This window comes from Dietzia sp. MNB45 (genome assembly GCF_051994785.1).
GTDB classification, from domain to species: domain Bacteria; phylum Actinomycetota; class Actinomycetes; order Mycobacteriales; family Mycobacteriaceae; genus Dietzia; species Dietzia kunjamensis.
In genome coordinates, this window is sequence record NZ_CP163397.1 from 2,692,431 (window position 1) to 2,716,519 (window position 24,089).

Below are 24,089 nucleotides of genomic sequence, written 5' to 3' on the forward strand. Positions count from 1 at the left end.
CACACGGCCGGACGAACGCACCGGACCCCCGGCGCGAGAGGCGCTCGGGGGTCCGGTGTCGGTGTCACTCCACGGTCGGTTCGTCGCCGTGGGGCCTGCTCAGTAGCCCAGGTCGTCCAGGCGGACCGAGGCGCCGGTGGCGTCCCCGAACCCGTCCTCGGGACCGTAGAAACCATCGCCGTAGTCCGGGATGGAGTACGCGGCGGCGCGGGCCTCCTCGGTGGGCTCGACCGTCGAGTTCCGGTAGCGGTTGATACCGGTACCCGCCGGGATGAGCTTACCGATGATGACGTTCTCCTTGAGGCCCACGAGCTTGTCCGACCGCTTGTTGATGGCGGCGTCGGTGAGCACGCGGGTGGTCTCCTGGAAGGAGGCAGCCGAGAGCCACGAGTCCGTGGCCAGCGAGGCCTTGGTGATGCCCATGAGGACCGGACGCGCCGAGGCCGGCGAGCCGCCCTCGGTGAGCACGCGGCGGTTCTCCGCCGTGAGCTCGACACGCTCCACGAGCGCACCGGGCAGGAACTCGGTGCTGTTCGAGTCGTTGATCGCGACTCGACGCATCATCTGACGGACGATGACCTCGAGGTGCTTGTCGTGGATCGACACACCCTGCGCACGGTAGACCTTCTGCACCTCGTCGACGAGGAACTTCTGGACACCGTTGGGGCCGAGGATGGCCAGCACCTCGTGCGGATCGGCCGGGCCCTCGAGGAGGGCCTGCCCGCGCTCGAGGTGATCGCCGTCCGCGATCGGGCGGGAGGAGCCGTCCTCCAGCTCGATATGGGCCAGGCCTTGGCGCTTCGACAGCTTCTCGTAGACGATCTCGTCCGCACCGTTGTCCGGCACGATCGTGATCGTGTAGAAGCGCTCCTCCTCCTCGAGACGGATCCGGCCCGCCTCCTCGGCGATCGGCGCCTTGCCCTTCGGAACACGAGCCTCGAAGAGCTCCTGCACGCGCGGGAGACCGCCGGTGATGTCGTCACCGACGCCACCCTGGTGGAAGGTACGCATCGTCAGCTGGGTGCCCGGCTCACCGATCGACTGGGCGGCGACGATGCCGACGGCCTCGCCGATGTCCACCAGGAGACCGGTGGCCATCGAGCGGCCGTAGCAGGTCGCACAGACGCCGGTACCGGTGGTGCAGGTGAGGACCGACCGGACCTTGACCTTCTCGATACCGGCGACGATCAGCGCCTCGATGTTCGGGTCACCGAGGTCGGTGCCCGCGGCGACGATCACGTTGCCGTCGGCGTCGAGCGCGTCCTCCGCGAGCGTCCGGGCGAACGTCGAGGTCTCGACGTGCTCGTCGCGCTCGAGGGACCCGGTCGGGCTGCCGTGGACGTCCATCACCGGGCGGGCGATGGTCGTCTCGACACCCTTCGACGTCCCACAGTCGGTCTCGCGCACGATGACGTCCTGCGAGACGTCGACGAGACGACGGGTGAGGTAACCCGAGTCGGCGGTACGCAGGGCGGTGTCGGCCAGACCCTTACGGGCGCCGTGCGTGTTCATGAAGTACTCGAGCACGGTCAGGCCCTCGCGGAACGAGGACTTGATCGGCTGCGGGATGAACTCGCCGTTCGGACGCGTCACCAGACCCTTCATGCCCGCGAGCGAGCGGATCTGGGTCATGTTGCCCGCCGCGCCCGACTTCACGATCGTCGGGATCGGGTTGGAGTCCGGGTAGTTCTCCTCCATGGCCTGACCGATCTCGTCGGTGGCCTCCTGCCAGAGCTTGACCAGGTCCGACTTGCGCTCCTCGTCGGTGATCTTGCCGAGGTCGTACTGCGACTCCAGGCGCGCGGCCTTCGCGTCGTACGAGGCGAGGATCTCCTTTTTGGCCGGCGGGACCAGCACGTCGGACATGGCGATGGTGACACCCGAGCGGGTGGCCCAGTAGAAACCGGTGTCCTTGAGCTTGTCCACCGTCTGCGCCACGACGATCATCGGGTAGCGCTCGGCCAGGTCGTTGATGATGACGGCCTGACGCTTCTTGGGCATCTGCTCGTTGACGAACGGGTAGTCCGCCGGGAGCAGTTCGTTGAACATCACGCGACCGAGGGTGGTCACGGTCAGCCACTCCTGGCCCTGCGTCCAGCCCTCGGGGAACTGCTCGGCCTCGACGTCGGCCGACGGACGCTGGTGCGTCAGTCGGACCTGGATCGGGGCGTGGATGTCCAGCACGCCGAGGTCGACGGCCATGATGGCCTCCGACGGCGTCGAGTACACGCCCACGGCGGGGGTGTCCTCGGAGGCCGGGACGTACGAGCCGGTCGCACCCTCGTCGAGACGGGTGAGGTAGTACAGGCCGGTCACCATGTCCAGACGCGGCATGGCGAGCGGACGACCCGACGCCGGCGACAGGATGTTGTTCGAGGCGAGCATGAGGATGCGAGCCTCGGCCTGCGCCTCCGCGGACAGCGGGAGGTGCACGGCCATCTGGTCACCGTCGAAGTCGGCGTTGAAGGCCTCACACACGAGCGGGTGCAGCTGGATGGCCTTGCCCTCGACGAGCTGCGGCTCGAACGCCTGGATGCCGAGGCGGTGCAGCGTGGGCGCACGGTTGAGCATCACCGGGTGTTCGGCGATGACCTCTTCGAGCACGTCCCACACCTGGTCGCGCTGACGCTCGACCATGCGCTTGGCGGACTTGATGTTCTGCGCGTGGTTGAGGTCCACCAGACGCTTCATGACGAAGGGCTTGAACAGCTCGAGCGCCATCAGCTTGGGCAGACCACACTGGTGCAGCTGCAGCTGTGGGCCCACGACGATCACGGAACGACCGGAGTAGTCGACGCGCTTGCCGAGCAGGTTCTGACGGAACCGGCCCTGCTTGCCCTTGAGCAGATCCGAGAGCGACTTGAGCGGGCGGTTGCCCGGGCCCGTGACGGGCCGGCCACGCCGGCCGTTGTCGAACAGCGCGTCGACGGACTCCTGCAGCATCCGCTTCTCGTTGTTGACGATGATCTCGGGGGCGCCGAGATCCATCAGCCGCTTGAGGCGGTTGTTGCGGTTGATCACACGACGGTAGAGGTCGTTGAGGTCCGAGGTGGCGAAGCGGCCACCGTCGAGCTGGACCATCGGACGCAGCTCCGGTGGGATCACCGGGACAGCCCCGAGGACCATCGCGGCCGGGTGGTTGCCCGACTGCAGGAACGCGGAGACGACCTTGAGGCGCTTCAGGGCGCGGATCTTCTTCTGACCCTTGCCGTTGCGGATGATCTCCCGCAGCGACTCGGCCTCGGCGGCCAGGTCGAAGTTCAGCAGCAGCGCCTGGATCGCCTCGGCGCCCATGCCGCCCTCGAAGTACTCGCCGAAGCGGTCCTCGAGCTCGCGGTAGATGCCCTCGTCGACGATGATCTGGTTGACGTCGAGCTTGGTGAAGGTGGTCCAGATCTCGTCGAGACGGTCCAGCTCGCGCTGGGCCGACTCGCGGATCTTCTTCATCTCCTTCTCGCCGCCGTCCTTCACCTTGCGGCGCTGGTCGGCCTTGGCACCCTCGGCCTCGAGCTCGGCGAGATCGGCTTCGAGCTTCCGCGCGCGGGCCTCGATGTCGGAGTCCCGCTCGTCCTCGATGATCTTGCGCTCCTCGAGGACCTGGGCCTCGAGGGTGCTGAGCTCGTTGTGACGCAGCTCGGTGTCGACGCCGGTGATGACGTAGGCGGCGAAGTAGATGATCTTGTCGAGGTCCTTGGGCGCCAGGTCCAGCAGGTAACCCAGGCGCGACGGGACGCCCTTGAAGTACCAGATGTGGGTGACGGGCGCGGCCAGCTCGATGTGGCCCATGCGCTCGCGGCGGACCTTGGCACGGGTCACCTCGACGCCGCAGCGCTCACAGATGATCCCCTTGAAGCGCACGCGCTTGTACTTGCCGCAGTAGCACTCCCAGTCCCGGGTGGGGCCGAAGATCTTCTCGCAGAACAGGCCCTCCTTCTCCGGCTTGAGGGTGCGGTAGTTGATGGTCTCCGGCTTCTTGACCTCGCCGTAGGACCAGTTACGGATGTCCTCGGCCGTCGCGAGGCTGATGACCAGCTCGTCGAAGTAGTTGACGTCCTGCACGTAGGCGTCCTTTCCCGGGTGGGATGATGGCGGGCCCTCGCGGGGTGGGGCCGGGGGCCCGCCGTGGTGGAACTGAATTCTTCGGGTGCGGGGCGGGCGACAGGGCTGCCGCCCGCCCGCCTACTTACTGCGCCAGCTCGTCGGCCGCCGAGGACTCGTCGCGCGAGAGGTTGATCCCCAGGTTCGCGGCGGTGCGGTCGAGATCGTCGTCGTCGCCCTCACCCAGGGAGACGGCCTGGCCGTCGCTGGAGAGCACCTCCACGTTGAGGCACAGCGACTGCAGCTCCTTGAGAAGCACCTTGAAGGACTCCGGGATACCCGGCTCCGGGATGTTCTCGCCCTTGACGATCGCCTCGTAGACCTTCACGCGGCCCACGACGTCGTCGGACTTGATCGTCAGCAGCTCCTGCAGCGTGTACGCCGCGCCGTAGGCCTGCATCGCCCAGCACTCCATCTCACCGAATCGCTGGCCACCGAACTGGGCCTTACCGCCGAGCGGCTGCTGGGTGATCATCGAGTACGGACCGGTCGAACGCGCGTGGATCTTGTCATCCACGAGGTGGTGCAACTTGAGGATGTACATGTAGCCCACGGACACCGGGTACGGGAAGGGCTCGCCGGAGCGACCATCGAAGAGGGTCGCCTTGCCGTCGGCCTGCACCATGCGCTCGCCGTCACGGTTCGGCAGGGTGCAGCCGAGCAGACCGGTGATCTCCGTGTCCGCCGCGCCGTCGAAGACGGGCGTGGCCGTGTTGGTGCCGGCCTCGACGCTGTGGATCTCCTCCGGCAGCTTGGTCGCCCAGTCGGGCAGGGAGCCGTCCGCCTCACGCGGGACCTCCCAGCCGGCCTTGGCCAGCCAGCCGAGGTGGGTCTCCATGATCTGACCGATGTTCATACGACGCGGGACGCCGTGTGTGTTGAGGATGATGTCCACCGGCGTGCCGTCGGGCATGAACGGCATGTCCTCGGCGGGGAGGATCTTACCGATGACGCCCTTGTTGCCGTGGCGGCCGGCGAGCTTGTCGCCGTCCTGGATCTTGCGCTTCTGCGCGACGTAGACGCGCACCAGCTCGTTGACACCGGGGGGCAGATCGTCGTCGTCGTCCCGCGAGAAGACGCGGACGCCGATGACCTTGCCGGACTCACCGTGGGGCACCTTGAGCGAGGTGTCGCGCACCTCGCGCGCCTTCTCACCGAAGATGGCGCGCAGCAGGCGCTCCTCCGGGGTCAGCTCGGTCTCACCCTTCGGCGTGACCTTGCCGACGAGGACGTCACCGTCACGGACCTCGGCGCCGATGCGCACGATGCCGCGGTCGTCGAGGTCCGCCAGGACCTCGTCGGAGACGTTGGGGATGTCCCGCGTGATCTCCTCGGCGCCCAGCTTGGTGTCGCGGGCGTCGATCTCGTGCTCCTCGATGTGGATGGACGTGAGCACGTCCTCCTCCACCAGGCGCTGCGAGAGGATGATCGCGTCCTCGTAGTTGTGGCCCTCCCACGGCATGATCGCGACGAGCAGGTTCTTGCCCAGCGCCATCTCGCCGTTCTCGGTGCAGGGGCCGTCGGCCAGGACCTGGCCGACCTCGACGCGGTCACCCTCGTCGACGATCGGACGCTGGTTGGAGCAGGTGCCCTGGTTCGAGCGCGCGAACTTCGACAGGCGGTAGGTCTGACGCCCGCCGTCGTCGTCCATCACGGTGATGAAGTCGGCCGAGACCTCCTCCACCATGCCCGGGGCGGTGTTGACGACCACGTCGCCGGCGTCCACGGCCGCGCGCAGCTCCATGCCGGTGCCGACGAGCGGCGCCTCGGAACGCACGAGCGGCACGGACTGCCGCTGCATGTTCGCGCCCATCAGCGCACGGTTGGCGTCGTCGTGCTCGAGGAACGGGATCATCGCGGTGGCCACGGAGACCATCTGCCGCGGCGAGACGTCCATGTAGTCGACGTCGCCCGGCTCGACCATCTCGACATCACCGTGCTTCTTGCGCACGAGGATGCGGTCCTCGACGAAGCGGCCGTCGGCGTCGATCTCCGAGTTGGCCTGCGCGACGACGTAGCGGTCCTCCTCGTCGGCGGTGAGGTAGTCCACCTGATCGGTGACGACGCCCTCGTAGACGCGGCGGTACGGGGTCTCGATGAAGCCGAACGGGTTGACCCGCGCGTACACCGAGAGCGAACCGATCAGACCGATGTTCGGACCCTCGGGGGTCTCGATCGGGCACATGCGGCCGTAGTGCGAGGCGTGCACGTCACGGACCTCGAGCCCGGCGCGCTCACGCGACAGACCACCGGGGCCCAGCGCGGACAGACGACGCTTGTGGGTCAGACCCGACAACGGGTTGTTCTGGTCCATGAACTGCGACATCTGGGAGGTTCCGAAGAACTCCTTGAGCGCCGCCGTGATGGGCCGGATGTTGATCAGCGACTGCGGGGTGATCGCCTCGGAGTCCTGCGTGGTCATGCGCTCGCGGACGACACGCTCCATGCGGGACAGGCCGACGCGGACCTGGTTCTGGATGAGCTCACCGACGGTACGCAGACGACGGTTGCCGAAGTGGTCGATGTCGTCGACCTCGACCGGCACCTCGCGGCCACCCTCCACCTGCATCGAGTCGTCGCCCGCGTGGAGGCGCACGAGGTACTCGATGGTGGCGGCGATGTCCTCGCGGGTGAGCGTCGTGGTGGCGTCACCCTCGGGGTCGGGCAGACCGAGCTTGCGGTTGACCTTGTAACGACCGACGCGGGCCAGGTCGTAACGCTTCTCCTTGAAGAACAGGTTCTCCAGGAGCGCCTCCGCGGACTCGCGGGTCGGCGGCTCGCCCGGGCGCAGCTTGCGGTAGATCTCGAGCAGGGCCTGGTCGGTGTCCTCGACCGTGTCCTTCTCGAGCGTGGACATCATGATCTCGGAGAAGCCGTAACGCTCCTTGATCTCGGTGGTCGTCCACCCGAGGGCCTTGAGCAGGACGGTGACCGACTGGCGACGCTTGCGGTCGATGCGGACGCCGACGGTGTCGCGCTTGTCGACGTCGAACTCGAGCCACGCGCCACGCGACGGGATGACCTTGACGGAGTGGACGTCCCTCTCCGTGGACTTGTCTCGCGAGCGATCGAAGTACACGCCCGGCGACCGGACGAGCTGGGAGACGACGACCCGCTCGGTGCCGTTGATGATGAACGTGCCCTTGTCGGTCATCATGGGGAAATCACCCATGAAGACCGTCTGGGACTTGATCTCACCGGTCTCGGTGTTCTCGAACTCGGCCGTGACGAACAGGGGCGCCTCGTAGGTGCGATCCTTTTCGCGGCAGTCCTCGAGGGACGCCTTGACCTCTTCGAAGTAGGGCTCCGAGAACGAGAGCGACATCGATCCGGAGAAGTCCTCGATCGGGGAGATCTCCTTGAGGATGGACTCCAGGCCTCCCTCGAGGTTCGTGGTACCGCGCGAGGCGGCCCTCTCTTGCCACTCCTCCGAGCCGATGAACCACTCGAACGACTCCGTCTGGAGGTCGAGCAGCCCCGGGACCGGCAACGGCTCGGAGAGTTTCGCGAACGAAACCCTCCGGGGCGCACCGGGAACGGTGGAGACTGACGTGGTCTGGCGGGAGACTGCCAAGATGGGTCCTTCCAGCACCTCACGTGATCACCACGGGCGGTGACCACAGATGTATCTGCGAGCGGTCCGCCGACGGGTATCCACCCAGGTCCGCCGCTATATCGAGGGCTCGGAAAGCACCCGGCGGAACCGGGAGTGAGCCGTCACGGACGGACGGGAGGGTAAATAGCAGCCAGCGCAACGACCTAATCTAGCGGAAGGCGGCGACAAAGTCCAGCCTTCAACGGAGTGTCCCCCGGAGGCTGGTCACATGCGTGGTGCGGCGTCCGTCTCTGCGCTGGTTGCCCTCGTGGCTCTCGCCTCATCGGCCCCCGGTCGGGACGTCGCACCCGGACCGTGTCGCACTCGACCTCTACGGCACTCGCCCGATGCCCCTAAAGGGTGACGGGTGAAAGCACTTTCGTCAAGGATCTGGCACGGTCGGTTGCCGGATCGGTTCCCGACCAGTCCTCGTCAGGAGGGCAGATCCGGGATCCTCGACAGTTTCCACACGCCGTCGATCCTGTCCAGACCGACGAGATAGGTGCCGCTGGTACTTCCCGCAGCCGCGCCGTCCCTGGTCATCGACACATCCTGGACCAGCAACACCTCGGCCTTGTCGCCCTGCAGGTAGGCGAGACCGGCCTCGCGGACCTCTGCGTCGACGCTCGTCGCGGACTGCTCGTAGCTGTCACGCAACGCGGGCCAGTTCTCGTCCAACTCGTTGACGAGCTTCGGGGTGAGGAATTCCCCCAGGGAGTCGTGATACTCGTCGAGGGTCTCGTGATCGATCGCCACGAGCCGCTGGACGTTGGTCGTCGCTGCCGAGAGGACCTCCTCGGTGGCCCCTCGGTCGACGAACGCCCGGTTGTCCACGTCGACGCCGGGTTCCGTCGCAAGGAACACGCCGACGGCTCCGGCGACCAGCCCCACCGCGATGGCGGAGTACGCGATCGTCCGACCACCGGGCCGACGGCCGGCGCGCCGCTCCCCGCGACCCGCCCCGGTTCCGGTGCCGCCCACCTCGTCGTCGTCGTCTCGTTCGTCCCACGTCGTGGGGCCCGCGGCGTTCCCGCCCTCGGGTCGGGTCTGCCCGGCGTGGCCGGCCAGCCGTCGACGCGGCGCCGGAGTGACCGACTTCTGTGTCCTCTTGATCGGTGGCATCAGCGACTGTCGTCCTTCGTCATCGTCCGGCGGAGGTGGTCGGCGCGGGGGTCGACTCCTCCTCGGTGGCCGGGGCGTCCTGCTCCTCCGGCGTGTTGAGCTCCTGCACGGACCGGCTGGACCCGCCCACCGGGACCGTCACGCCCACCTGGTTGACCGCATCGGCCTTCCAGGTGCCGTCCTCTCGCGTCAGGTCCACGCGCATCGCCTGACGGCCGGTGATGTCATCCTGGCCCTCCCGCTCGGAGTGGGCGGTGAACACCACCAGGACGGCGGCGTCGCCGGCCTCGAGGTCCAGGGTCTCGACAGCGGTGTGCGAGACCGTGGCCGTGGTGACCGCCTTCTGCTCCACCACGCGCGTCCGCACATCGTCGGCCCATTGCTCCTGCTCGGTGAGGAACTCGCCGGTCGAGGCCTCTGCCAGCTGCTCCAGCGAATCGTCGACGTTCCGGTGGTCGAAGCTGAACGCGTTGATGATCACCTGGGCGGCGACGTCGGCGGCCGCCTCGCGCTCGGACGCCACCTCCTGTGCCGACCGCGCCTGGGCGTACCGCACCCCGAACACCCCCAACATCGCCAGCCCCGCCACGAGGATGATCGCCGCGAGGACCACCAGCCATCTCGGCACGGTCCCAGTCCCCGCGGGGCGGCGCGCGCCCCCCTCCGTTCCCTGCGAACTCATGGCGGCGACGCTACCGGACCCGCCGTCCGCCGGGTCGCCGCCCGGCCGCGCGGTCACCGGGGAATCAGTCCCTGCAGGACCGCGAGCTGCTCCGCAGCCACCGACAGGTTGAGCCTGTCGGGGTCGATCTTGGGCTTGGTGTCCCACGGCTGCGGCACGTCCGGGTGCGCGTACTCCACCCTGTCCGCACCACGGACCGCGGTGGGGCTACCGAAGGGCACGGTGCACTGCGCATCGTAGTTCGGCGGGAAGTTCTGCTCCTGCCAGTCGAAGGACGGGTCCTGCTCCTTCATCTGGTCGATGATCGCCCAGGTGCCTTCGTATCCCTGTGTACAGGGGGTGGGGTTGTCCATCTCGAGCACGAGCCCGAAGTGGATGGTGCCGTCGCCCGGCGCCACGGACAGGCCGCCGGCGGCCAGCGCCGGCAGCAACTGCAGCAGCACCTTGAACGACGGGGCCAACGGATCGACCGTCTTCATCGTGGTCGACAGGTTTCCGACGGCCCGCGAGAGCGGCTCGCCGGAGTTCTCCACGAGGTGACGGGTCTCGTCCGCGAACTCGGGAGCCGTGGTGATCAGACGCTCCAGGTCCGAGTCGGAGTCCCGCAACGCCTCCGTGACCGTGCGCAGATCGCGGGAGAAGCTGACGATCTCACCGGACTGGTCGGCCTGGGTGTCGAGGACCGTCGCACCGTCCCGGATCAGTGCCTGCAGCTGCGGCATGGTGCGGATCCCGGACTCGGAGATCCGGATGAGGGAGTCCGACAGCTGCTGCAGCTGGGGCCCCCTGCCCTCGACGGCCTTGCCGAGCTCGTCGACCGTCACCTCGAGATCGTCCAACGGGACGGAGCGGGACAGGTCGTCGACGGAGGCCAGGAGGTTCTCCACGGGGACCGGGAGCGCCTCGCGGCTCGCGGAGATCACGTCCCCGTCCTCGAGGTACGGCTCGGAGTTGCTGTTGGGCCGCAGGTCCACGTACTGCTCGCCGATGGCCGAGCGGTTGGCGACCACGGCCTCGGTGTCCGCGGGGATCTCCGGCGCGCTCGAGTCGAGGTCGAGTTCGACCCGCACACCGTCGTCGGTGAGCGAGAGCTCCCCCACCCGTCCGATCGCCGTGCCCCGGTAGCTGACGGCCGCGTTGGTGAACACCCCGCCGGTCTCGGGCAGGTCCAGATAGACCTGGTACTGGCCGATGCCGAACAGGGACGGCAGGCGCACGTAGTTGCCGCCCACGTAGGTGATCCCGACAGCCGCGATCACACAGAAGGCGATGAGCTGGGTCTTCAGTGTCTTGCTCATCGGTATCCGGGCTCCCCTGGTTCGGGCAGGTACGTCTCGGAGAATTCCGAGGTACCCGGTGCGGGCTTGGGCACCACTGCCCGGTCCATGATCGGCGGGACGGGCAGGAGCGGCAGCACTATCGTCGTCCGCCTGTCGGGGCCGTTGTCGCCGACCCACGGGTTCTCCGGGTCCACGACGTAGGGCCCGCTCGTGGTGTTCGGGATGGGGACCACCGGGTCGCCCTGGTTGGCGCCGAGGTTCCGGAGCGTCTCGGAGATCGTCGCGTCCACGGAGAGGAACACGTTGGCCGAGCCACCGATCGTGGACTGGATGGACGAGTCGGGGAACGGGAACGTGGGGACGAATCCGGTCAGCTCGATCAGGTCCGGCGTCGACTGCCCCAGGTACTGGAGAACCGGACGCAGTGCCCGGAGGTCGGCGATGAGGTCCTCGCGGCTGGTGAGCAGGATGTCCGATCCGACCTGGCCCAGTGCGTCCACCCGGCGCAGCATCTCCACGAACTGGGGCCGCTGCTCCTCGAGTACCGCCACACCGGCGGGCAGCTCGTCGAGCGCCGCCTGGATCTGCTCGCGCTGGTCGTTCGCGCGGGTCGTCATCAGGTTGACGCCCTCGAGGGCGTCGGTGATGCTGTCGCGCTGCCGGTTGAGTCCCCCGATGAGCTCGTCCGCCGATCGCAGGGTCTGGGTGAGCTCCTCCTCGCGACCGTCGGTCACCTTGCGCAGTTCGGCGACGATCGGCTGCAGCTGGTCCACGCCCCCTCCGTTGAGCAGGAGCGACAGTGCCCCGAGGACCTGTTCGATGTCGGTGGCCGTGCGCGAGTTCGAGGTCGTTATTACGTCACCATCGGACAATTCGCCGGTGGGGGGCTCGTCATCCGGCGGGGTCAGCTGGACGAACTTCTCGCCCAGGAGGTTGGTCTGCTGGATCGACGCCTCGACGTTCTCGGGCAGACCCAGGTCGTCACGCAGGACGATGTCGACCTCCGCGGTCCACCCGTCATCCGCCAGGGAGATGCCGGCCACGCGGCCGGCGTCCAGTCCGTTGACCTTGACCGAGGACTGCAGGACCAGATCCAGGACATCGTCGAACCGGACGGCCACCTGCATGGGGTCCTCCCCCACGTCGGCGCCGCCGGGCAGGGTGTAGTCCTCCAGGTTCAGCGAACACCCGGCCGCGAGGGCGGCCACCAGTGCGCTGGCGCCGACCGCGCGGGCGGTGCGACCCAGCGCGGGTATTGTCGGCCGGCTCATCCCCGCCCCCCTTCCGAGGCGGGCGTCATCGGCCACCCGCGGTTGCCCTGGACCGTCCCGGGAACCGGGATGGACTGCTTCATCTCGCCCGCGAGGATGCCCAACGGCAGGTCCGGGTTGGAGGCGCGGAGTTCGGCGTTTCGCTGCGGGGCGAGCGCCTCACAGGCCTCGATGTCCGCGCGCCGCAGGTTGTCGAGCTCGGCGAGCATCTGGTCTCCGGGGTTGAGTCGGCCCAATGTCATGAGCTGGCACAGGATGCCGGCGGGATCCTGCTTCTCCGGGATGTTCGGACGCATCGACAGCGTCCCGGATTCCGCGTCGTAGGCACCGATGAGGTTGGACAGGGCCAGTGGAGCCGTCTTGAGGATCTCCTCGACGTCGTCGCGCTGGTCGGCGGTGATCTGACTCAGGGTGACGAGACGATCCGCGTTGCTGCGGATGACGTCCTGGTTGTCCCGCACCAGGCGCGCCACGTCAGCCAGCGCGTAGCTCAGTTCGGCCAGAGCTCCCTGGAGGTTCTCGCGCTGTCCGGCGACGGTCTGGTTGAAGGTCGCCATCTGGGAGTTGAACTGCCGCACCTGGGCGTCGTTCTGCGCGAGCATCGTGACGAACGACTGCAGGTTGACCACGGTCTCGCTGATGTCCTGGCTGGAGTCCGCCAACGTCGTGGCGGCCTGGGACAGCTCGTCGATCGACCGTCCCAGCGCCGCGCCGTTGCCACCGAGGGTCTCGGCGGAGGTGGTGACGAACCGGTCGAGCGCGCCGTCCTTGTTGGCGCCCTCCGGACCGAGGGCCTCGGTGAGGTCCCTGACCGATTCGTAGAGTTCGTCGACCTCGACGGGGGTCGCGGTCCGCTCCAGTGGGATGTGTGCGCCCGACTCCATCTTGGGTCCGCCCGAGTAGGCCGGGAGCAGCTGGACGTTGCGGTCGGGGATGACCGACGGCGTCACCTGGACCGCCCTCGCATCTGCCGGGACGTCCACGCCCCGCTGGACGTGGAGCCTGACCTCCACGGTCTCCCCCATCGGGGTCACCTCGTCCACGGAACCCACCGTCACGCCCAGGATCCGCACGTCGGAACCCTCGGAGATGCCGACGGCCGTCGGGAACGTCGCGGTGATGGTGGTGCGCCCGAGCCTGGTGTAGGCGAGGTAGACCACTGCCACTATCGCCACGACGACGACGAGGAGCAGCGCCACCAACCAGTACGGCAGCTTCTTGTGCATCAGTTGATCCCACTCTGTCGGGCGGGTGCGCGGGCACCGGGGTAGAAGGGCGGTTCCGGGATACCCGGCGGGATCAGGTTGGTGACCACCGAGTCGAACCATCTGCCCGTTCCCAGCATGTTGGCGTAGAGCCGGTAGAAGGGCGCGAGGTTGTGGATGGACTTCTTCAGCTGCTCTTCGTGGTCGGTCAGTACCGCCAACGCGGAGTCGAGGCTGTCCAGGGTCGGCTTGAACTCCGCCTCGTTCTCTGCGACGAACCGCCGGAGTTCGACGGACAGACCGCGGGTGGACGCCAGGACCAGCTCGAGGCTCTGTGAGCGCTCGTTGAGTTCACCCAGCAGCTGCCCGGAACCGATGATCAGGCGACGGAAGTCGTCGTTACGCTCGGCCAGGATTCTCGAACTCGTGCGCGTCGCCTCGAGCAGTTCGCGGAGTTCCGCGTCCCGGCTGGAGATCGTCTGTGACAGACGGGCCATACCGTCGACCGCCCCGCGGAATTCCTCGGGTGACGCCTGCATGGCGGCGGTGAGGGTATTCAGGCTCTCTGCGAGTTTGCCGTCGTCCACCTCCCCGAGCGTCTCGGCGGCCGAGGAGAACGCCTCGACCACGTCGTACGGCGCCGCGGTGCGCTCCAGCGGAATCGGCTGCGAGGGTTCGAGATCCCCTGTCCCCGCCGGGCTCAGCGCGAGGTACTTCTGCCCGAGCACTGTCTTGAGCTGGATGCTCGCCCGGGTGTCGTCGCCGAGCCAGGCGTCCTTGGCCCGGAAGCCCACGGACACCTTGTCTCCGTCGAGCGCCACATCGGTCACGACGCCCACCTTGACGCCGGCCACGCGGACCTCGCTGCCGTTGGTCAGCCCGGCCGCCTCGGAGAAGTAGGCGGTGTACTTGGGCCCCGCCCCCACGATCGGCAGCGCGTCGAGCCTGAACGAGATGGCGGTGAGGGCGAGGATCACGACGACCCCGATCACCCCGATGGTGGCGTTGCTGAACCGCGGCTCGTTCGGCTTGCGCTTGCTCATGGGATCCCCCCTGCGTGGCACCGGGGCGCGACGTTGGTGTACACCGGATGATTGACCGTGGGCCCGCCGCTCGGGAGCAGGTTGGGCACATCGGTGCCCGGTCCGTGCACCACGTCGAGGCCACAGAGATAGAACTGGAACCAGGACCCGAACGACCCCATCCGGATCAGGTTGTCGCTGTTGCGCGGGAGGTTGTTGAGGACCTCGCTCATGGTGTCGCGGTTGGCGGTGAGGTCGTCGGTGACCAGCTTGAGGTGGTCGAGGGATTCGGTGACGCTGGGTCGGGTGGCGCTGACGACGTTCTCGGCCGACGACGTGAGGTCGGCGAGGGAGTCCAACGAACTGCCGATCGCGTCACGCTCCTGGTCCAACCCCTCCACCAGTTGACGGGTGGTCACCACCAGTTGCTGGAACTGCACGTCCCGTTCGTTGATGGTCTGCAGGACGCCGGTGAGATTGTCGATCACCTCTCCGATCACCTGGTCCCGGTCGGCCAGGTGGTTGGTCAGCTGGCCCGTCTGACGGACGAGACTGGCGACGGTTCCACCCTCCCCCTGCAGGACACGGACCAGCGAGTCCGCGAGCGCGTTGACGTCCTCGGGCCGCAGCGTGGTGAACAGCGGACGGAAGCCGTTGAACAGTGCGGTGAGATCGACCGCGGGAGAGGTCTTCTCGATACCTATCGTCGTACCCTCCGGCAGGGTCGGCTGGACCGGCCCCGGCTCGCGGGAGATGTTCAGGTACCGCTGGCCGATCATGTTGCGGAATCGCAGGGCCAGATGCACGTTCGCGGGCAGCGTGCGGTCCCCGGAGAGCGTGAAGTCCACCTTGGCCCGGTCCCGCTCGTGGATCTCCATCCCGGTGATGTTCCCCACCACGACGCCGGCGATCCGGACATCGTCGCCCTCCTCCAGCATCGTCACGTCGGAGAAGATCGCCGAGTACTCCGTGCCCTCGGCCCGGGTTCCGCCGCGGATGGTGACGGCGAGGATCGTGCTGACGATCGCCGTGACGACGATGAAGATCGCCAGCTTGACGAACGAGCCCAGTAGGCCGCCGCGGAAGAGAGCCTTGACCTTGGCGTTCATCGGAAGCTCACCTCCGTTCCACGCAGTGCGGGTGCGCCGATCCCGCCGATCCAGGCCGGGATCTCCTCGGAGTCACGCGAGGTGGCCACCCCCAGCACCGTGCGGACGGTATCCGTCTCCAACGGTGAGCCCGCGTAGGCCATCGCCATGACCTCGGCGTCCCGGCCCGCGGTGACGGTCGAGGGGAACGGCATGTTCGGCTGCTCGGGCACCGCCCGACCCGGGGCCGGGGGAACGGAACCGCGGGTGCGCATCGTCGGAACCGGTCCGTCCTCGAGAAGCGGGTTCGGCAGGGTCGGGATGTACTCCGGCCCCGGATTGCGGGTGGGGGGTTGGTAGGCCCCGTCCGCGATCGCCCCACCGGGCGCACCGCCGAAGATGAACGGCTCCTCTGTCGGCTCGTAACAACGGGGGCCGCGGGTGTCGAAGAGTCGCGGCTCGTCCTGATTGGGCACGTAACGCCCCTTGGGATTGACGACTTCGATGGTCACCCGGATGCCGGGGTGTTCGCTCCCCACACCGAGGATCGCGTCCGAGCGGTCCAGCGCGGTCATGAAATGCTCCACCGTGCACGGTAGCGCCGGTGAGTACTCCGCCAGGTACTCCAGCGACGTGCGGGAGTCCGCCGCCAGAGCGATGAGGTCATCGCGGTTGTTCGCGAGGAAGCCTGTGAGGACCTCGGACGACTCGCTGATCCGACGCAACCCGTCCGCGATGTCGGGGCGGCGCTGGACCACCGTGTCCCCGGTCGTGCGGAGGGCGTCGAGTGCGTGGATGAGATCCGGGAGGGCCTCGGAGTAGGTCTGCGAGAAGGTCGCCAGATCCTCGATTCCGGCTTCCAGCGCGGGAAGCTCCTGGTTGATCCCCTCGAAGACCCTTCCGATCTCCACGAGGCTGGCACCGAGCTCGTCGCCCCTACCCGACAGCGCCTGGTTCAGGGCGCCGAGAGTGCCCGCCAGCTTCTCCGGCGGGACCGCCTCGAGTACGGGGAGCAGTCCGTCCAGGACACGGCCGAGCTCGATCGCGTTGCCACGGGTGTCCTGCTGGATGCTCGCGCCGGGCTCCAGGGTGCCCACGGGCTGGTCGGGGAAACCCAGGTCGACGAACCGCTCACCGAAGAGCGTCTTGGGGAGCAGTCGACCGCTGACGTTGGCCGGCAACTGGTCCATGTAGGCCGGGTCGAACTCCATGTTCACCCGCACCCGGTCCCCGTCGGGCTCGACCCCGGAGACCCGGCCGACGAGCACGCCCCGGGCCTTGACGTCGGCGTCGTTCGGCAGCGCGTAGGCCAGCTGGTCGGTGTTCAGGGTGACGGTGTCCGACGCGGTGAACGCGCGGTTGTAGATCGCGATGGTCGTGCCGACGAAGGCCAGCACGATGACGATGAACAGGGCGGCCAGCAGCCGCTTCGAGAGCGCCGAGAGTTCGTTCATCCCGCCACCCGCACAGTCGTGGTCGTGCCCCAGAGGGCGAGTCCGACGAAGAAGTTGAGGATCGCCACCACGACGATCGTGGTGCGGACGGCCCGCCCCACAGCCACGCCGACGCCGGCCGGACCGCCGGTGGCGGTGAAGCCGTAGAAGCAGTGGATCATCACCAGCACGAACGCGAAGATGATCACCTTGACGAACGAGTAGATCACGTCTTCCGGTGGCAGGAACAGGTGGAAGTAGTGGTCGAACGAGCCGGTGGACTGGCCCTGCACGATGGTGTTGACGCCCCTCGTGGCGAGGTACGAGGACAGCAGGCCGACGACGTACAGCGGGATGACCGCGATGAATCCGGCGATCACCCGGGTGGTGACCAGATAGGGCACGCTCGGGATCGCCATGACCTCCAGGGCGTCGATCTCCTCGGAGATCCGCATCGCGCCGAGTTGGGCCGTGAAGCCGCAACCGACGGTGGCGGACAGGGCGAGTGACGCCACGATGGGGGCGACCTCGCGGGTGTTGACGTAGGCGGACAGGAACCCGGTGAGGACCGAGCTACCGATCTGGTCGAGGGCTGCGTACCCCTGCAGGCCGACGACGACCCCGGTGAACCCGCTCATCATGACGATGACGCCGATGGTTCCACCGAGCACCGCCAGGGTGCCGACGCCGAAGGTCACTTCCGCGATCAGACGCAACACCTCGTGCCGGTAGTGGACGATCGTCTGGGGAATCCAGCGGATAGCCCTCAGGTGGAAGGCGAGCTGGTCACCCAGGGAGTCGAACGAGTTGACCGGGCCACGGACGAGGGCCCTCAGCCGGGCCCGCGTGGGTCCGACATCGGTATGGATCGCCATTACGACCCCTTCGGGGGAACGATCTGCAGGTACATCGCCGTGAGGATGAGGTTGGCGAAGAACAGCAGGAGGAATGTGAGGACCACGCCCAGGTTGACGGCGTCGCCGACCCCCTTGGGTCCGCCCTTGGGGTTCATCCCGCAGTACGAGGCGACCACGCCGGCGATGAGTCCGAAGATCAGGGCCTTGATCGAGGACATGATGAAGTCGGGCAGCTGGGCGAGGGCACCGAACGACATCAGGTAGGCGCCCGGTGTGCCGCCCTGCAGCATGATGTTGAACACGTAACCGCCGGAGATCCCGACGATGGAGACGAGTCCGTTCAGGAGCACCGCGACGAGCATCATGCCGAGCACCCGGGGGACGACGAGCCTCTGGATGGGGTCGATCCCCAGGACGCGCATCGCGTCGAGCTCCTCGCGGATGGTCCGGGCACCGAGGTCGGCGGCCACCGCCGAACCGGCGGCGCCCGCGATCAGCAGTGAGGTCACCAGCGGCGCACCCTGTTGGACGACGGCGAGGACGCCGGTGGCCCCCGTGTAGGCCTCGGCGCCGAGCTGCTGGACGAGCGACCCGGTCTGCATCGCCACGACGGCCCCGAACGGGATCGCCACCAGTGCCGACGGGAGGATCGTCACCGAGGCGATGAACCAGGACTGCTCTATGAACTCACGGAACTGGAACGGTCGCCTGAAGACCCCTCGTAGCACGTCGAGGAACAGTCGGAATACCTCGCCGGCCCCGCCCACCGCGGTCCGGAAGCCTCCTCCGACATCGGCCGGTGACATACCGGCCCGTCCTTCTGGATGCTGGGTCGTACCCTCCGCCATCAAATCCCCCCGGCTCGGTCGACGCGTCAGTTCTCGTCGGACCCGTAGTGCTCGTCCACTCCGGACGAGTTGGAGCCCGCGTCCGACTGCGACGAGGTGGCCCCTGCAGGCGCCGACGCGGCGACCTTACCGTTGCCGTGGCCGCGAGAGGCCCATTCCTCGCGGATGGCCTGCTGCGCACCCTCCGGCAGCGTGTCGAGCATCTCTGCCACCCTCTCCTCACGCCGGATCTCACCCTTGCGCTCGGGGGCGCCCGGGGTCGGCTGCATCTGCGGCGGCACCCCCTTGAGCTCGTCCTCGCCCGGGGATCCGTCGTTGTGCCCCTCCTCCGCCTGCTTCATCTCCTCGCGCATCTGCGCGTCGTCCTTCTCCTCGGACATACCGATGGGACCGAGCTTGGAGCCGCGCAGGAACTGGCGGACGGACGGTTCCTCGCTGGTGAGCAGCACCTCGCGGGGACCGAACATCACCAGCTTCTTGCGGTAGAGCATTCCGAGGTTGTCCGGCACTGTGCGGGCCAGATTGATGTTGTGCGTGACGATGAGGATCGTCGCGTCGATCTGGGCGTTGATGTCGATGAGCAGCTGAGCCAGGTAGGTGGTGCGGACCGGGTCGAGGCCCGAGTCGGGCTCGTCGACGAGGATGATCTCCGGGTCCAGCACCAGGGCGCGGGCCAGGCCTGCGCGCTTACGCATACCGCCGGAGATCTCGCCGGGCAGTTTGCCCTCCGCCCCGGTGAGGCCGGTGAGCTCGAGCTTCTCCATGACGATGTCACGGATCTCACTCTCCGACTTCTTCGTGTGCTCCCGCAGCGGGAACGCGACGTTGTCGTAGAGGTCCATGGACCCGAACAGTGCACCGTCCTGGAACAGGACGCCGAACAGCTTGCGGATCTCGTAGAGCTCCTTGGCTGTGCACTGCAGGATGTCAGTGCCGTCGATGATGATCTTGCCGCGCTCCGGGCGCAGCAGCCCGATCAGGGACTTGAGGAACACCGACTTACCGGTACCCGACGGACCGAGCAGCGCACTGACCTCGCCCTCGGGAAGGGTGAACGTGACGTCCTCCCAGATCTTCTGCGAACCGAAGGACTTGGTCAGACCCTCGACGGAAACCTCGACACCCACGTCAACCACTCCTCACTTCGGCCCTGATCTGTGGCCACGGTCACTGTAAACTACCGCTCCGGAGGCGTGCTTTGTTACATCCCGACCAAAAGTGTTCCGTTACCGCAGCCGGAGAGCAGGCGGGCGTGGGGAAATTGCGCGAGTGGAACGCAAATGGGACAGGGACGGCCCGGCGATATCGCCGGGCCGTCCCTGGTGAAGCGGTGGTGCGTCAGATCACTTGAGGGTGACCGTCGCGCCGGCCTCCTCGAGCTTGGTCTTGGCGGCCTCGGCGGCCTCCTTGTCGACCTTCTCGACGATCGCCTTGGGGGCGGACTCGACGAGATCCTTGGCCTCCTTGAGGCCCAGGCCCGACACGAGCTCGCGCACGACCTTGATGACGCCGATCTTCTTGTCGCCGGCCGACTCGAGGACGACATCGAACTCGTCCTGCTCGGCGGCGGCCTCGCCACCGGCAGCCGGGGCGCCGGCAGCGGCGACGGCGACCGGAGCGGCCGCGGTGACCTCGAAGGTGTCCTCGAAGAGCTTCACGAACTCGGAGAGCTCCAGAAGAGTCATCTCCTTGAAGGCCTCGAGCAGCTCGTCGTTGCTGAGCTTCGCCATGGTGGCGTCCTTTCTGTTGGTCCCGGTGCCGTCAGACGGCCCGGAAGCATGTGGGGTTATCAGTTCTTCTTGTCCTCGAGCGCCGCGAACAGACGTGCCAGCTGCGAAGCGGGCGCGTTGAACAGGCCGGCGGCCTTGGTCTGGTTACCCTTGAGGGCACCGGCCATCTTCGCGAGCAGGACCTCGCGGGACTCGAGATCGGCGATCTTGTCGAGTTCGGTGGCGGACAGCGGTGAGCCGTCCATGACACCGCCCTTGATGACGAGCGCCTTGTTGTCCTTGGCGAAGTTCTTGAGCGCCTTGGCGGCGTCCACGACCTCACCGGTGACGAACGCGATGGCGGTGGGACCGGACAGGAGGTCATCGAGACCCTCGACTCCGGCTTCCTCAGCCGCACGCTTGACCAGGGTGTTCTTGGCCACGGTGTACGTGGCCGCGTCACCCAGCGTCTTGCGCAGTTCGGTGACCTGCGGGACGGAGAGTCCGCGGTACTCGGTGACCACGGCGGTCGTGGAGTTCTGGAAGTGCTGCTTGATCTCCTCGACGGCCTGGACCTTTGCGGGCTTTGCCATGTTTCGCCTCCTTTCTGCATCATCTCGCCCGAGAAAACACGAACGCCCCGTGCGCAGGTGGCACGGGGCGTGGAGGAGCTGGCACGGGCCCCTGGGGACCCACGGCACATCCGACGCTGACCGGTGTTCTCCTGCGCGGGCCGTCCGGGCGCTCCCGGACCCTTCGACCACCCCCGGCGGGAGCGGCGACCTGCGGTCTTCGGTGAAACTTGATCAGGTGCCCGAGAGCAGAGCTCCCAGGCGTTCAAACTTCGGACCCAAGGATATAGGCGGCCGCCGTCGCATACCAAATCCGCCCGGGGTCGACGAATGGCGGGCCGGTCGGCTTTCTGACACATTGGTGCGGTGTCCCCAGCCCCGTCTCGCCTCGCCGTCGTCTACAACCCCACCAAGGTCGGAATCGACGAGGTCCGCCGCCTCGCCGAGGAGCGGGCGTCCAGGCACGGGTGGACGGATCCCGTCTTCTACGAGACCACCGAGGAGGACCCGGGCACCGGTCAGGCGGCACGGGCGGCCGCCGACGGTGTCGGACTGGTGATCGCGTGCGGCGGCGACGGCACCGTACGGTCGGTGGCGCAGGGCCTGCTCGGCACCTCGGTGCCGATGGGAGTCGTCCCCCTGGGAACCGGGAACCTGCTCGCCCGCAACCTCGACGTCCCGTTGGACGATGTCGACCGTGCGTTGCGTGTCGCCATGAGCGGTCGGAGCCGCGCGATCGACCTCGGCGAGGTCCACTACTCCGACGGCGACGGCGTGTCCCACGATGACGTGTTCCTCGTGATGCTCGGCGCCGGGATGGACGCCGACATGATCGCGGGCACCGACGACAAACTGAAGGCACGGGTGGGCTGGCTCGCGTACGTCGGCGCGTTCGCCAACACGCTGTTGCGCGGCCACCGGATCCGGGTCGAGTACGCCCTCGACGACGGATCGCCGATCCAGACCCGCGCGCGCACCCTCCTGGTGGCCAACTGCGGGATGCTGCAGGCGGGGATGGTGCTGTTGCCCGACGCCGTCATCGACGACGGGCTCCTGGACGTTCTCGCTCTGCGCGCCAAGGGCCCTCTCGGGTGGGCGCAGGCGGGTGCGGTGCTGGCCCATCACACGTTCCAGCACCGGCTCAAGCCGATACTGCGGAGGAACTCCACCCCGGAGAGCGGGAAAGAAGAGCATCGGACCCGGCCACTGGATTTCCGCCAGGGCGTGGGGATCACCGCCCGCGTGTTGGAGAAACCGGCCGCGTTCCAGATCGACGGCGAGGACTGCGGCACCGTGACCGAGTTCTCGGCGCGGATCAAGCGGAGGGGGCTCACGGTCCGGGTGGCGGTCTGACCCGCGCTCCCCGACCTGGCCCCGGAGGTCAGGTCTCGGGCTTCACCAGCAGCGCCAGCACGTCGTGGATCTCCTCCACGGTGGGCACGGGCAGCGCTGAGCGCCCGTAGACGAACCCGATGCCGGCGTACACCAAGACGCCGGCGCGGATCCTCGCCCCCCGTTCGGAGAACCCGAGTTCGACGAACGCGTCGTGGACCACCCGCAGGATGCGTTGGTCCAGTTCGGCAACCGCCGCGGCGACGGTCTCGTCCGCCCTGGCCCATTCGCGGATCGCGGCCTCCCCCTCCCAGGCGCGGGATTCCACGAGCATCGCGCTCATGGTCTCCAGCCGTGCGTCGGGTGGCATCTCCTCCATGGTGACCAGACCACGGGCGGCGTCCATCTCCTGCGAGAAGTAGAGCCTGGCGATGGCGGCCATGAGCGCGTCGAAGTCGGCGAAATGCCAGTAGAAGCTGCCCTTCGTGACGCCGAAGTCGGCGCAGAGTCTGCTGATCTTGACCGCGGACCTGCCCTCGGTCATGAGCAGGTCCAGCCCGGCGCGGGCCCAGTCCTCCGCCGAGAGGCGCCCCGTGCGCGGACCGCTCGGCCGGGCGGACCATGTCGACCCCCGGGTCATCGGCCCGCGGCACCGTGTCGTGTCGTCATCGTCGTCACCCTACGTCGGACCGAGGGCCTCCATGACCAGAGCGCGCGAGTCCGGGTCGCGCCCGGGTTCGCAGTGCCACACGGGCCGGCCGCCCGCGAACGGCCGGACGACCCGCACCTCCGTGCCGGGCGGGGACTGTTCCAGCGGTGGGTGCACACGCCGCGGACATCGACACGAGCCTGCACGGACTGTCGGAGTCGGTGCGTACCCGGGTACCCACGTCGCTACACCTGCACGGCGGGGTCACCGAGCCCGCCAGCGATGGCCACCCGGAGCAGTCGTCCTTCCCCGGGCAGGGCCACGTCCACCACTTCGACAACCGGCAGGAGGCGGCCGGGCTCTGGTACCACGACCACGCCATGGCCATCACCCGCCTCAACGTCTACGGCGGTCTCGCGGGCGGCTACCTCCTACGCGACCAGTTCGACACCGGACGTCCCGACAATCCGTTGGGACTGCCCGCCGGCGAGTTCGAGATCCCGCTAGTCCTGCAGGAGAAGGTCGTCCGCCCCGACGGCGCGGCGTCCATGCGCTCCACCCCGATCGTCCCGGAAGGCCATTGGGAAGGCGGGGCGGTGGGCGACGTCGGACTGGTCAACGGGGTGGGGCGGGTACGCCCAGGATGGTGTCGAGCAACGCCAGCGACCCCTCGAACGGTGTGCCGATGAGCAGCGCGGTGTCCAGGACCGGCAGCCGAAGGTCGAGGATGACCGTGCCGTTGGCGTAGTCCCCGCGCACCGCGTTGCGGTAGGTGTCCAGCGGGAACGGGAAGGTGGCCAGGTAGCGCAGTGACTCGGTGAGCGAGCCCCCGAATCCGCCAGTCCCTGCAGGACGGGGTCGAGGGACTCCAGACCGGCACGGAGGCCACCGCCGGAGGCCTCGACGACACGGCCCGCGGTCGCGGTGACGGTGTCCACCGCGCGGGTGGCCTCGACGAGCCGCTGCCGCCGCTGCGGCGGTGAAGGCCTCGGGGTTGCGGACGGTGGCGAAGAGGTCGTCGCCGCCGTCGGAGACGGTCTGCAGCGCCGCGCTGAGCTGACGGACCGTGTCGCGGACGTCGTCACCGCGATCGTCGAACACCTCGTCCGCGGCGGCCACCGCGGGTGGTCCGGTCGACCCCGATCGTGGCCCCCTCCGGTAGCGGGGCGGGCGTGCCGACGGCGACCGCGTGACCCAACCATACCCAGGGGTATTGTCGTGCGGGTGGGATAGGTCACAGTGTGCTCCGGGCTGCCGTACCGCGCGTGCGAACGCGAGGGAATCCGTGCCCGCGGCCGCTCGTTGCGATGGCGTCTCGCCCTCGCC

The 24,089-nt window shown here is 68.0% G+C and carries 18 protein-coding genes and 1 pseudogene; 2 read left to right on the plus strand and 17 right to left on the minus strand.

Annotation, left to right across the window (positions count from 1 at the left end; all coding sequences use genetic code 11):
• Positions 1–99 precede the first annotated feature (99 nt).
• The 15 genes from AB5G72_RS12915 to rplJ form a co-directional block, all read right to left on the minus strand.
• Complete coding sequence (locus tag AB5G72_RS12915; protein ID WP_440220026.1) at positions 100–4,059, minus strand: DNA-directed RNA polymerase subunit beta'; 3,960 nt, start codon at positions 4,057–4,059, stop codon at positions 100–102.
• A 124-nt stretch (positions 4,060–4,183) separates the two neighbouring features.
• Complete coding sequence (rpoB, locus tag AB5G72_RS12920) at positions 4,184–7,690, minus strand: DNA-directed RNA polymerase subunit beta (protein WP_120284122.1); 3,507 nt, start codon at positions 7,688–7,690, stop codon at positions 4,184–4,186.
• 435 nt (positions 7,691–8,125) lie between these two features.
• A complete protein-coding gene (locus tag AB5G72_RS12925) occupies positions 8,126–8,815 on the minus strand; it encodes a hypothetical protein (RefSeq protein WP_120284124.1) in 690 nt (229 codons plus the stop codon).
• Positions 8,816–8,834: 19 nt separating this feature from the next.
• Positions 8,835–9,497: a hypothetical protein gene (locus AB5G72_RS12930; protein ID WP_317468707.1), complete on the minus strand. Its 663-nt coding sequence runs from the start codon at positions 9,495–9,497 to the stop codon at positions 8,835–8,837.
• Positions 9,498–9,550: 53 nt separating this feature from the next.
• Positions 9,551–10,795 (minus strand): MCE family protein, encoded by a 1,245-nt coding sequence (locus tag AB5G72_RS12935; RefSeq protein WP_154830616.1) that lies wholly within the window; start codon positions 10,793–10,795, stop codon positions 9,551–9,553.
• Positions 10,792–12,048, minus strand: a complete 1,257-nt coding sequence (locus AB5G72_RS12940; RefSeq protein ID WP_120284408.1) for an MCE family protein — start codon at positions 12,046–12,048, stop codon at positions 10,792–10,794. Before AB5G72_RS12940 ends, AB5G72_RS12935 begins: the two co-directional genes overlap by 4 nt.
• Complete coding sequence (locus AB5G72_RS12945; RefSeq protein ID WP_154830612.1) at positions 12,045–13,274, minus strand: MCE family protein; 1,230 nt, start codon at positions 13,272–13,274, stop codon at positions 12,045–12,047. The genes AB5G72_RS12940 and AB5G72_RS12945 overlap by 4 nt, the downstream gene beginning before the upstream one ends.
• A complete protein-coding gene (locus tag AB5G72_RS12950) occupies positions 13,274–14,296 on the minus strand; it encodes an MCE family protein (RefSeq protein WP_154830611.1) in 1,023 nt (340 codons plus the stop codon). The genes AB5G72_RS12945 and AB5G72_RS12950 overlap by 1 nt, the downstream gene beginning before the upstream one ends.
• Positions 14,293–15,384, minus strand: a complete 1,092-nt coding sequence (locus AB5G72_RS12955; RefSeq protein ID WP_440220027.1) for an MCE family protein — start codon at positions 15,382–15,384, stop codon at positions 14,293–14,295. The genes AB5G72_RS12950 and AB5G72_RS12955 overlap by 4 nt, the downstream gene beginning before the upstream one ends.
• Positions 15,381–16,817: an MCE family protein gene (locus tag AB5G72_RS12960; protein ID WP_440220028.1), complete on the minus strand. Its 1,437-nt coding sequence runs from the start codon at positions 16,815–16,817 to the stop codon at positions 15,381–15,383. Before AB5G72_RS12960 ends, AB5G72_RS12955 begins: the two co-directional genes overlap by 4 nt.
• Positions 16,814–17,671: an MlaE family ABC transporter permease gene (locus tag AB5G72_RS12965; RefSeq protein ID WP_120284138.1), complete on the minus strand. Its 858-nt coding sequence runs from the start codon at positions 17,669–17,671 to the stop codon at positions 16,814–16,816. Before AB5G72_RS12965 ends, AB5G72_RS12960 begins: the two co-directional genes overlap by 4 nt.
• Positions 17,671–18,459, minus strand: coding sequence for an MlaE family ABC transporter permease (locus tag AB5G72_RS12970; RefSeq protein WP_067716806.1), 789 nt, complete (start codon positions 18,457–18,459; stop codon positions 17,671–17,673). The genes AB5G72_RS12965 and AB5G72_RS12970 overlap by 1 nt, the downstream gene beginning before the upstream one ends.
• Positions 18,460–18,527: 68 nt before the next feature.
• Complete coding sequence (locus AB5G72_RS12975; RefSeq protein WP_154830607.1) at positions 18,528–19,628, minus strand: ABC transporter ATP-binding protein; 1,101 nt, start codon at positions 19,626–19,628, stop codon at positions 18,528–18,530.
• A gap of 216 nt (positions 19,629–19,844) precedes the next feature.
• Positions 19,845–20,231 carry a 50S ribosomal protein L7/L12 gene (rplL, locus tag AB5G72_RS12980; protein ID WP_007631805.1) on the minus strand — a complete coding sequence of 129 codons (387 nt, stop codon included), beginning with the start codon at positions 20,229–20,231 and terminating at the stop codon, positions 19,845–19,847.
• A gap of 59 nt (positions 20,232–20,290) precedes the next feature.
• Positions 20,291–20,803: a 50S ribosomal protein L10 gene (gene rplJ, locus AB5G72_RS12985; protein ID WP_007631803.1), complete on the minus strand. Its 513-nt coding sequence runs from the start codon at positions 20,801–20,803 to the stop codon at positions 20,291–20,293.
• Between the two features lie 345 nt (positions 20,804–21,148).
• Between rplJ and AB5G72_RS12990 the strand changes: the two genes are divergently transcribed.
• Positions 21,149–22,135, plus strand: coding sequence for a diacylglycerol/lipid kinase family protein (locus AB5G72_RS12990; protein WP_440220029.1), 987 nt, complete (start codon positions 21,149–21,151; stop codon positions 22,133–22,135).
• A gap of 28 nt (positions 22,136–22,163) precedes the next feature.
• Here the strand turns inward: AB5G72_RS12990 and AB5G72_RS12995 are convergent, their stop codons facing one another.
• Positions 22,164–22,754 carry a TetR/AcrR family transcriptional regulator gene (locus tag AB5G72_RS12995; protein WP_440220030.1) on the minus strand — a complete coding sequence of 197 codons (591 nt, stop codon included), beginning with the start codon at positions 22,752–22,754 and terminating at the stop codon, positions 22,164–22,166.
• 188 nt (positions 22,755–22,942) lie between these two features.
• Between AB5G72_RS12995 and AB5G72_RS13000 the strand changes: the two are divergent.
• Positions 22,943–23,386 (plus strand): annotated as a pseudogene (locus AB5G72_RS13000) (multicopper oxidase domain-containing protein); the annotation flags it as partial.
• Here AB5G72_RS13000 and AB5G72_RS13005 read toward each other — a convergent pair.
• Entirely contained in the window at positions 23,379–23,882 is a 504-nt protein-coding gene (locus AB5G72_RS13005; protein ID WP_440220031.1) for a hypothetical protein, read from the minus strand. The pseudogene AB5G72_RS13000 and the gene AB5G72_RS13005 sit on opposite strands and share 8 nt — an antisense overlap.
• Positions 23,883–24,089 lie beyond the last annotated feature (207 nt).

Excerpts from the sequence above, each read along its gene's own strand:
- AB5G72_RS12925 (WP_120284124.1), bottom strand. The coding sequence starts at position 8,815 with ATGCCACCGATCAAGAGGACACAGAAGTCGGTCACTCCGGCGCCGCGT.
- AB5G72_RS12930 (WP_317468707.1), bottom strand. The coding sequence starts at position 9,497 with ATGAGTTCGCAGGGAACGGAGGGGGGCGCGCGCCGCCCCGCGGGGACT.
- AB5G72_RS12935 (WP_154830616.1), bottom strand. The coding sequence starts at position 10,795 with ATGAGCAAGACACTGAAGACCCAGCTCATCGCCTTCTGTGTGATCGCG.
- AB5G72_RS12940 (WP_120284408.1), bottom strand. The coding sequence starts at position 12,048 with ATGAGCCGGCCGACAATACCCGCGCTGGGTCGCACCGCCCGCGCGGTC.
- AB5G72_RS12945 (WP_154830612.1), bottom strand. The coding sequence starts at position 13,274 with ATGCACAAGAAGCTGCCGTACTGGTTGGTGGCGCTGCTCCTCGTCGTC.
- AB5G72_RS12950 (WP_154830611.1), bottom strand. The coding sequence starts at position 14,296 with ATGAGCAAGCGCAAGCCGAACGAGCCGCGGTTCAGCAACGCCACCATC.
- AB5G72_RS12955 (WP_440220027.1), bottom strand. The coding sequence starts at position 15,384 with ATGAACGCCAAGGTCAAGGCTCTCTTCCGCGGCGGCCTACTGGGCTCG.
- AB5G72_RS12960 (WP_440220028.1), bottom strand. The coding sequence starts at position 16,817 with ATGAACGAACTCTCGGCGCTCTCGAAGCGGCTGCTGGCCGCCCTGTTC.
- AB5G72_RS12965 (WP_120284138.1), bottom strand. The coding sequence starts at position 17,671 with ATGGCGATCCATACCGATGTCGGACCCACGCGGGCCCGGCTGAGGGCC.
- AB5G72_RS12970 (WP_067716806.1), bottom strand. The coding sequence starts at position 18,459 with ATGTCACCGGCCGATGTCGGAGGAGGCTTCCGGACCGCGGTGGGCGGG.
- rplL (WP_007631805.1), bottom strand. The coding sequence starts at position 20,231 with ATGGCGAAGCTCAGCAACGACGAGCTGCTCGAGGCCTTCAAGGAGATG.
- rplJ (WP_007631803.1), bottom strand. The coding sequence starts at position 20,803 with ATGGCAAAGCCCGCAAAGGTCCAGGCCGTCGAGGAGATCAAGCAGCAC.
- AB5G72_RS12995 (WP_440220030.1), bottom strand. The coding sequence starts at position 22,754 with ATGACCCGGGGGTCGACATGGTCCGCCCGGCCGAGCGGTCCGCGCACG.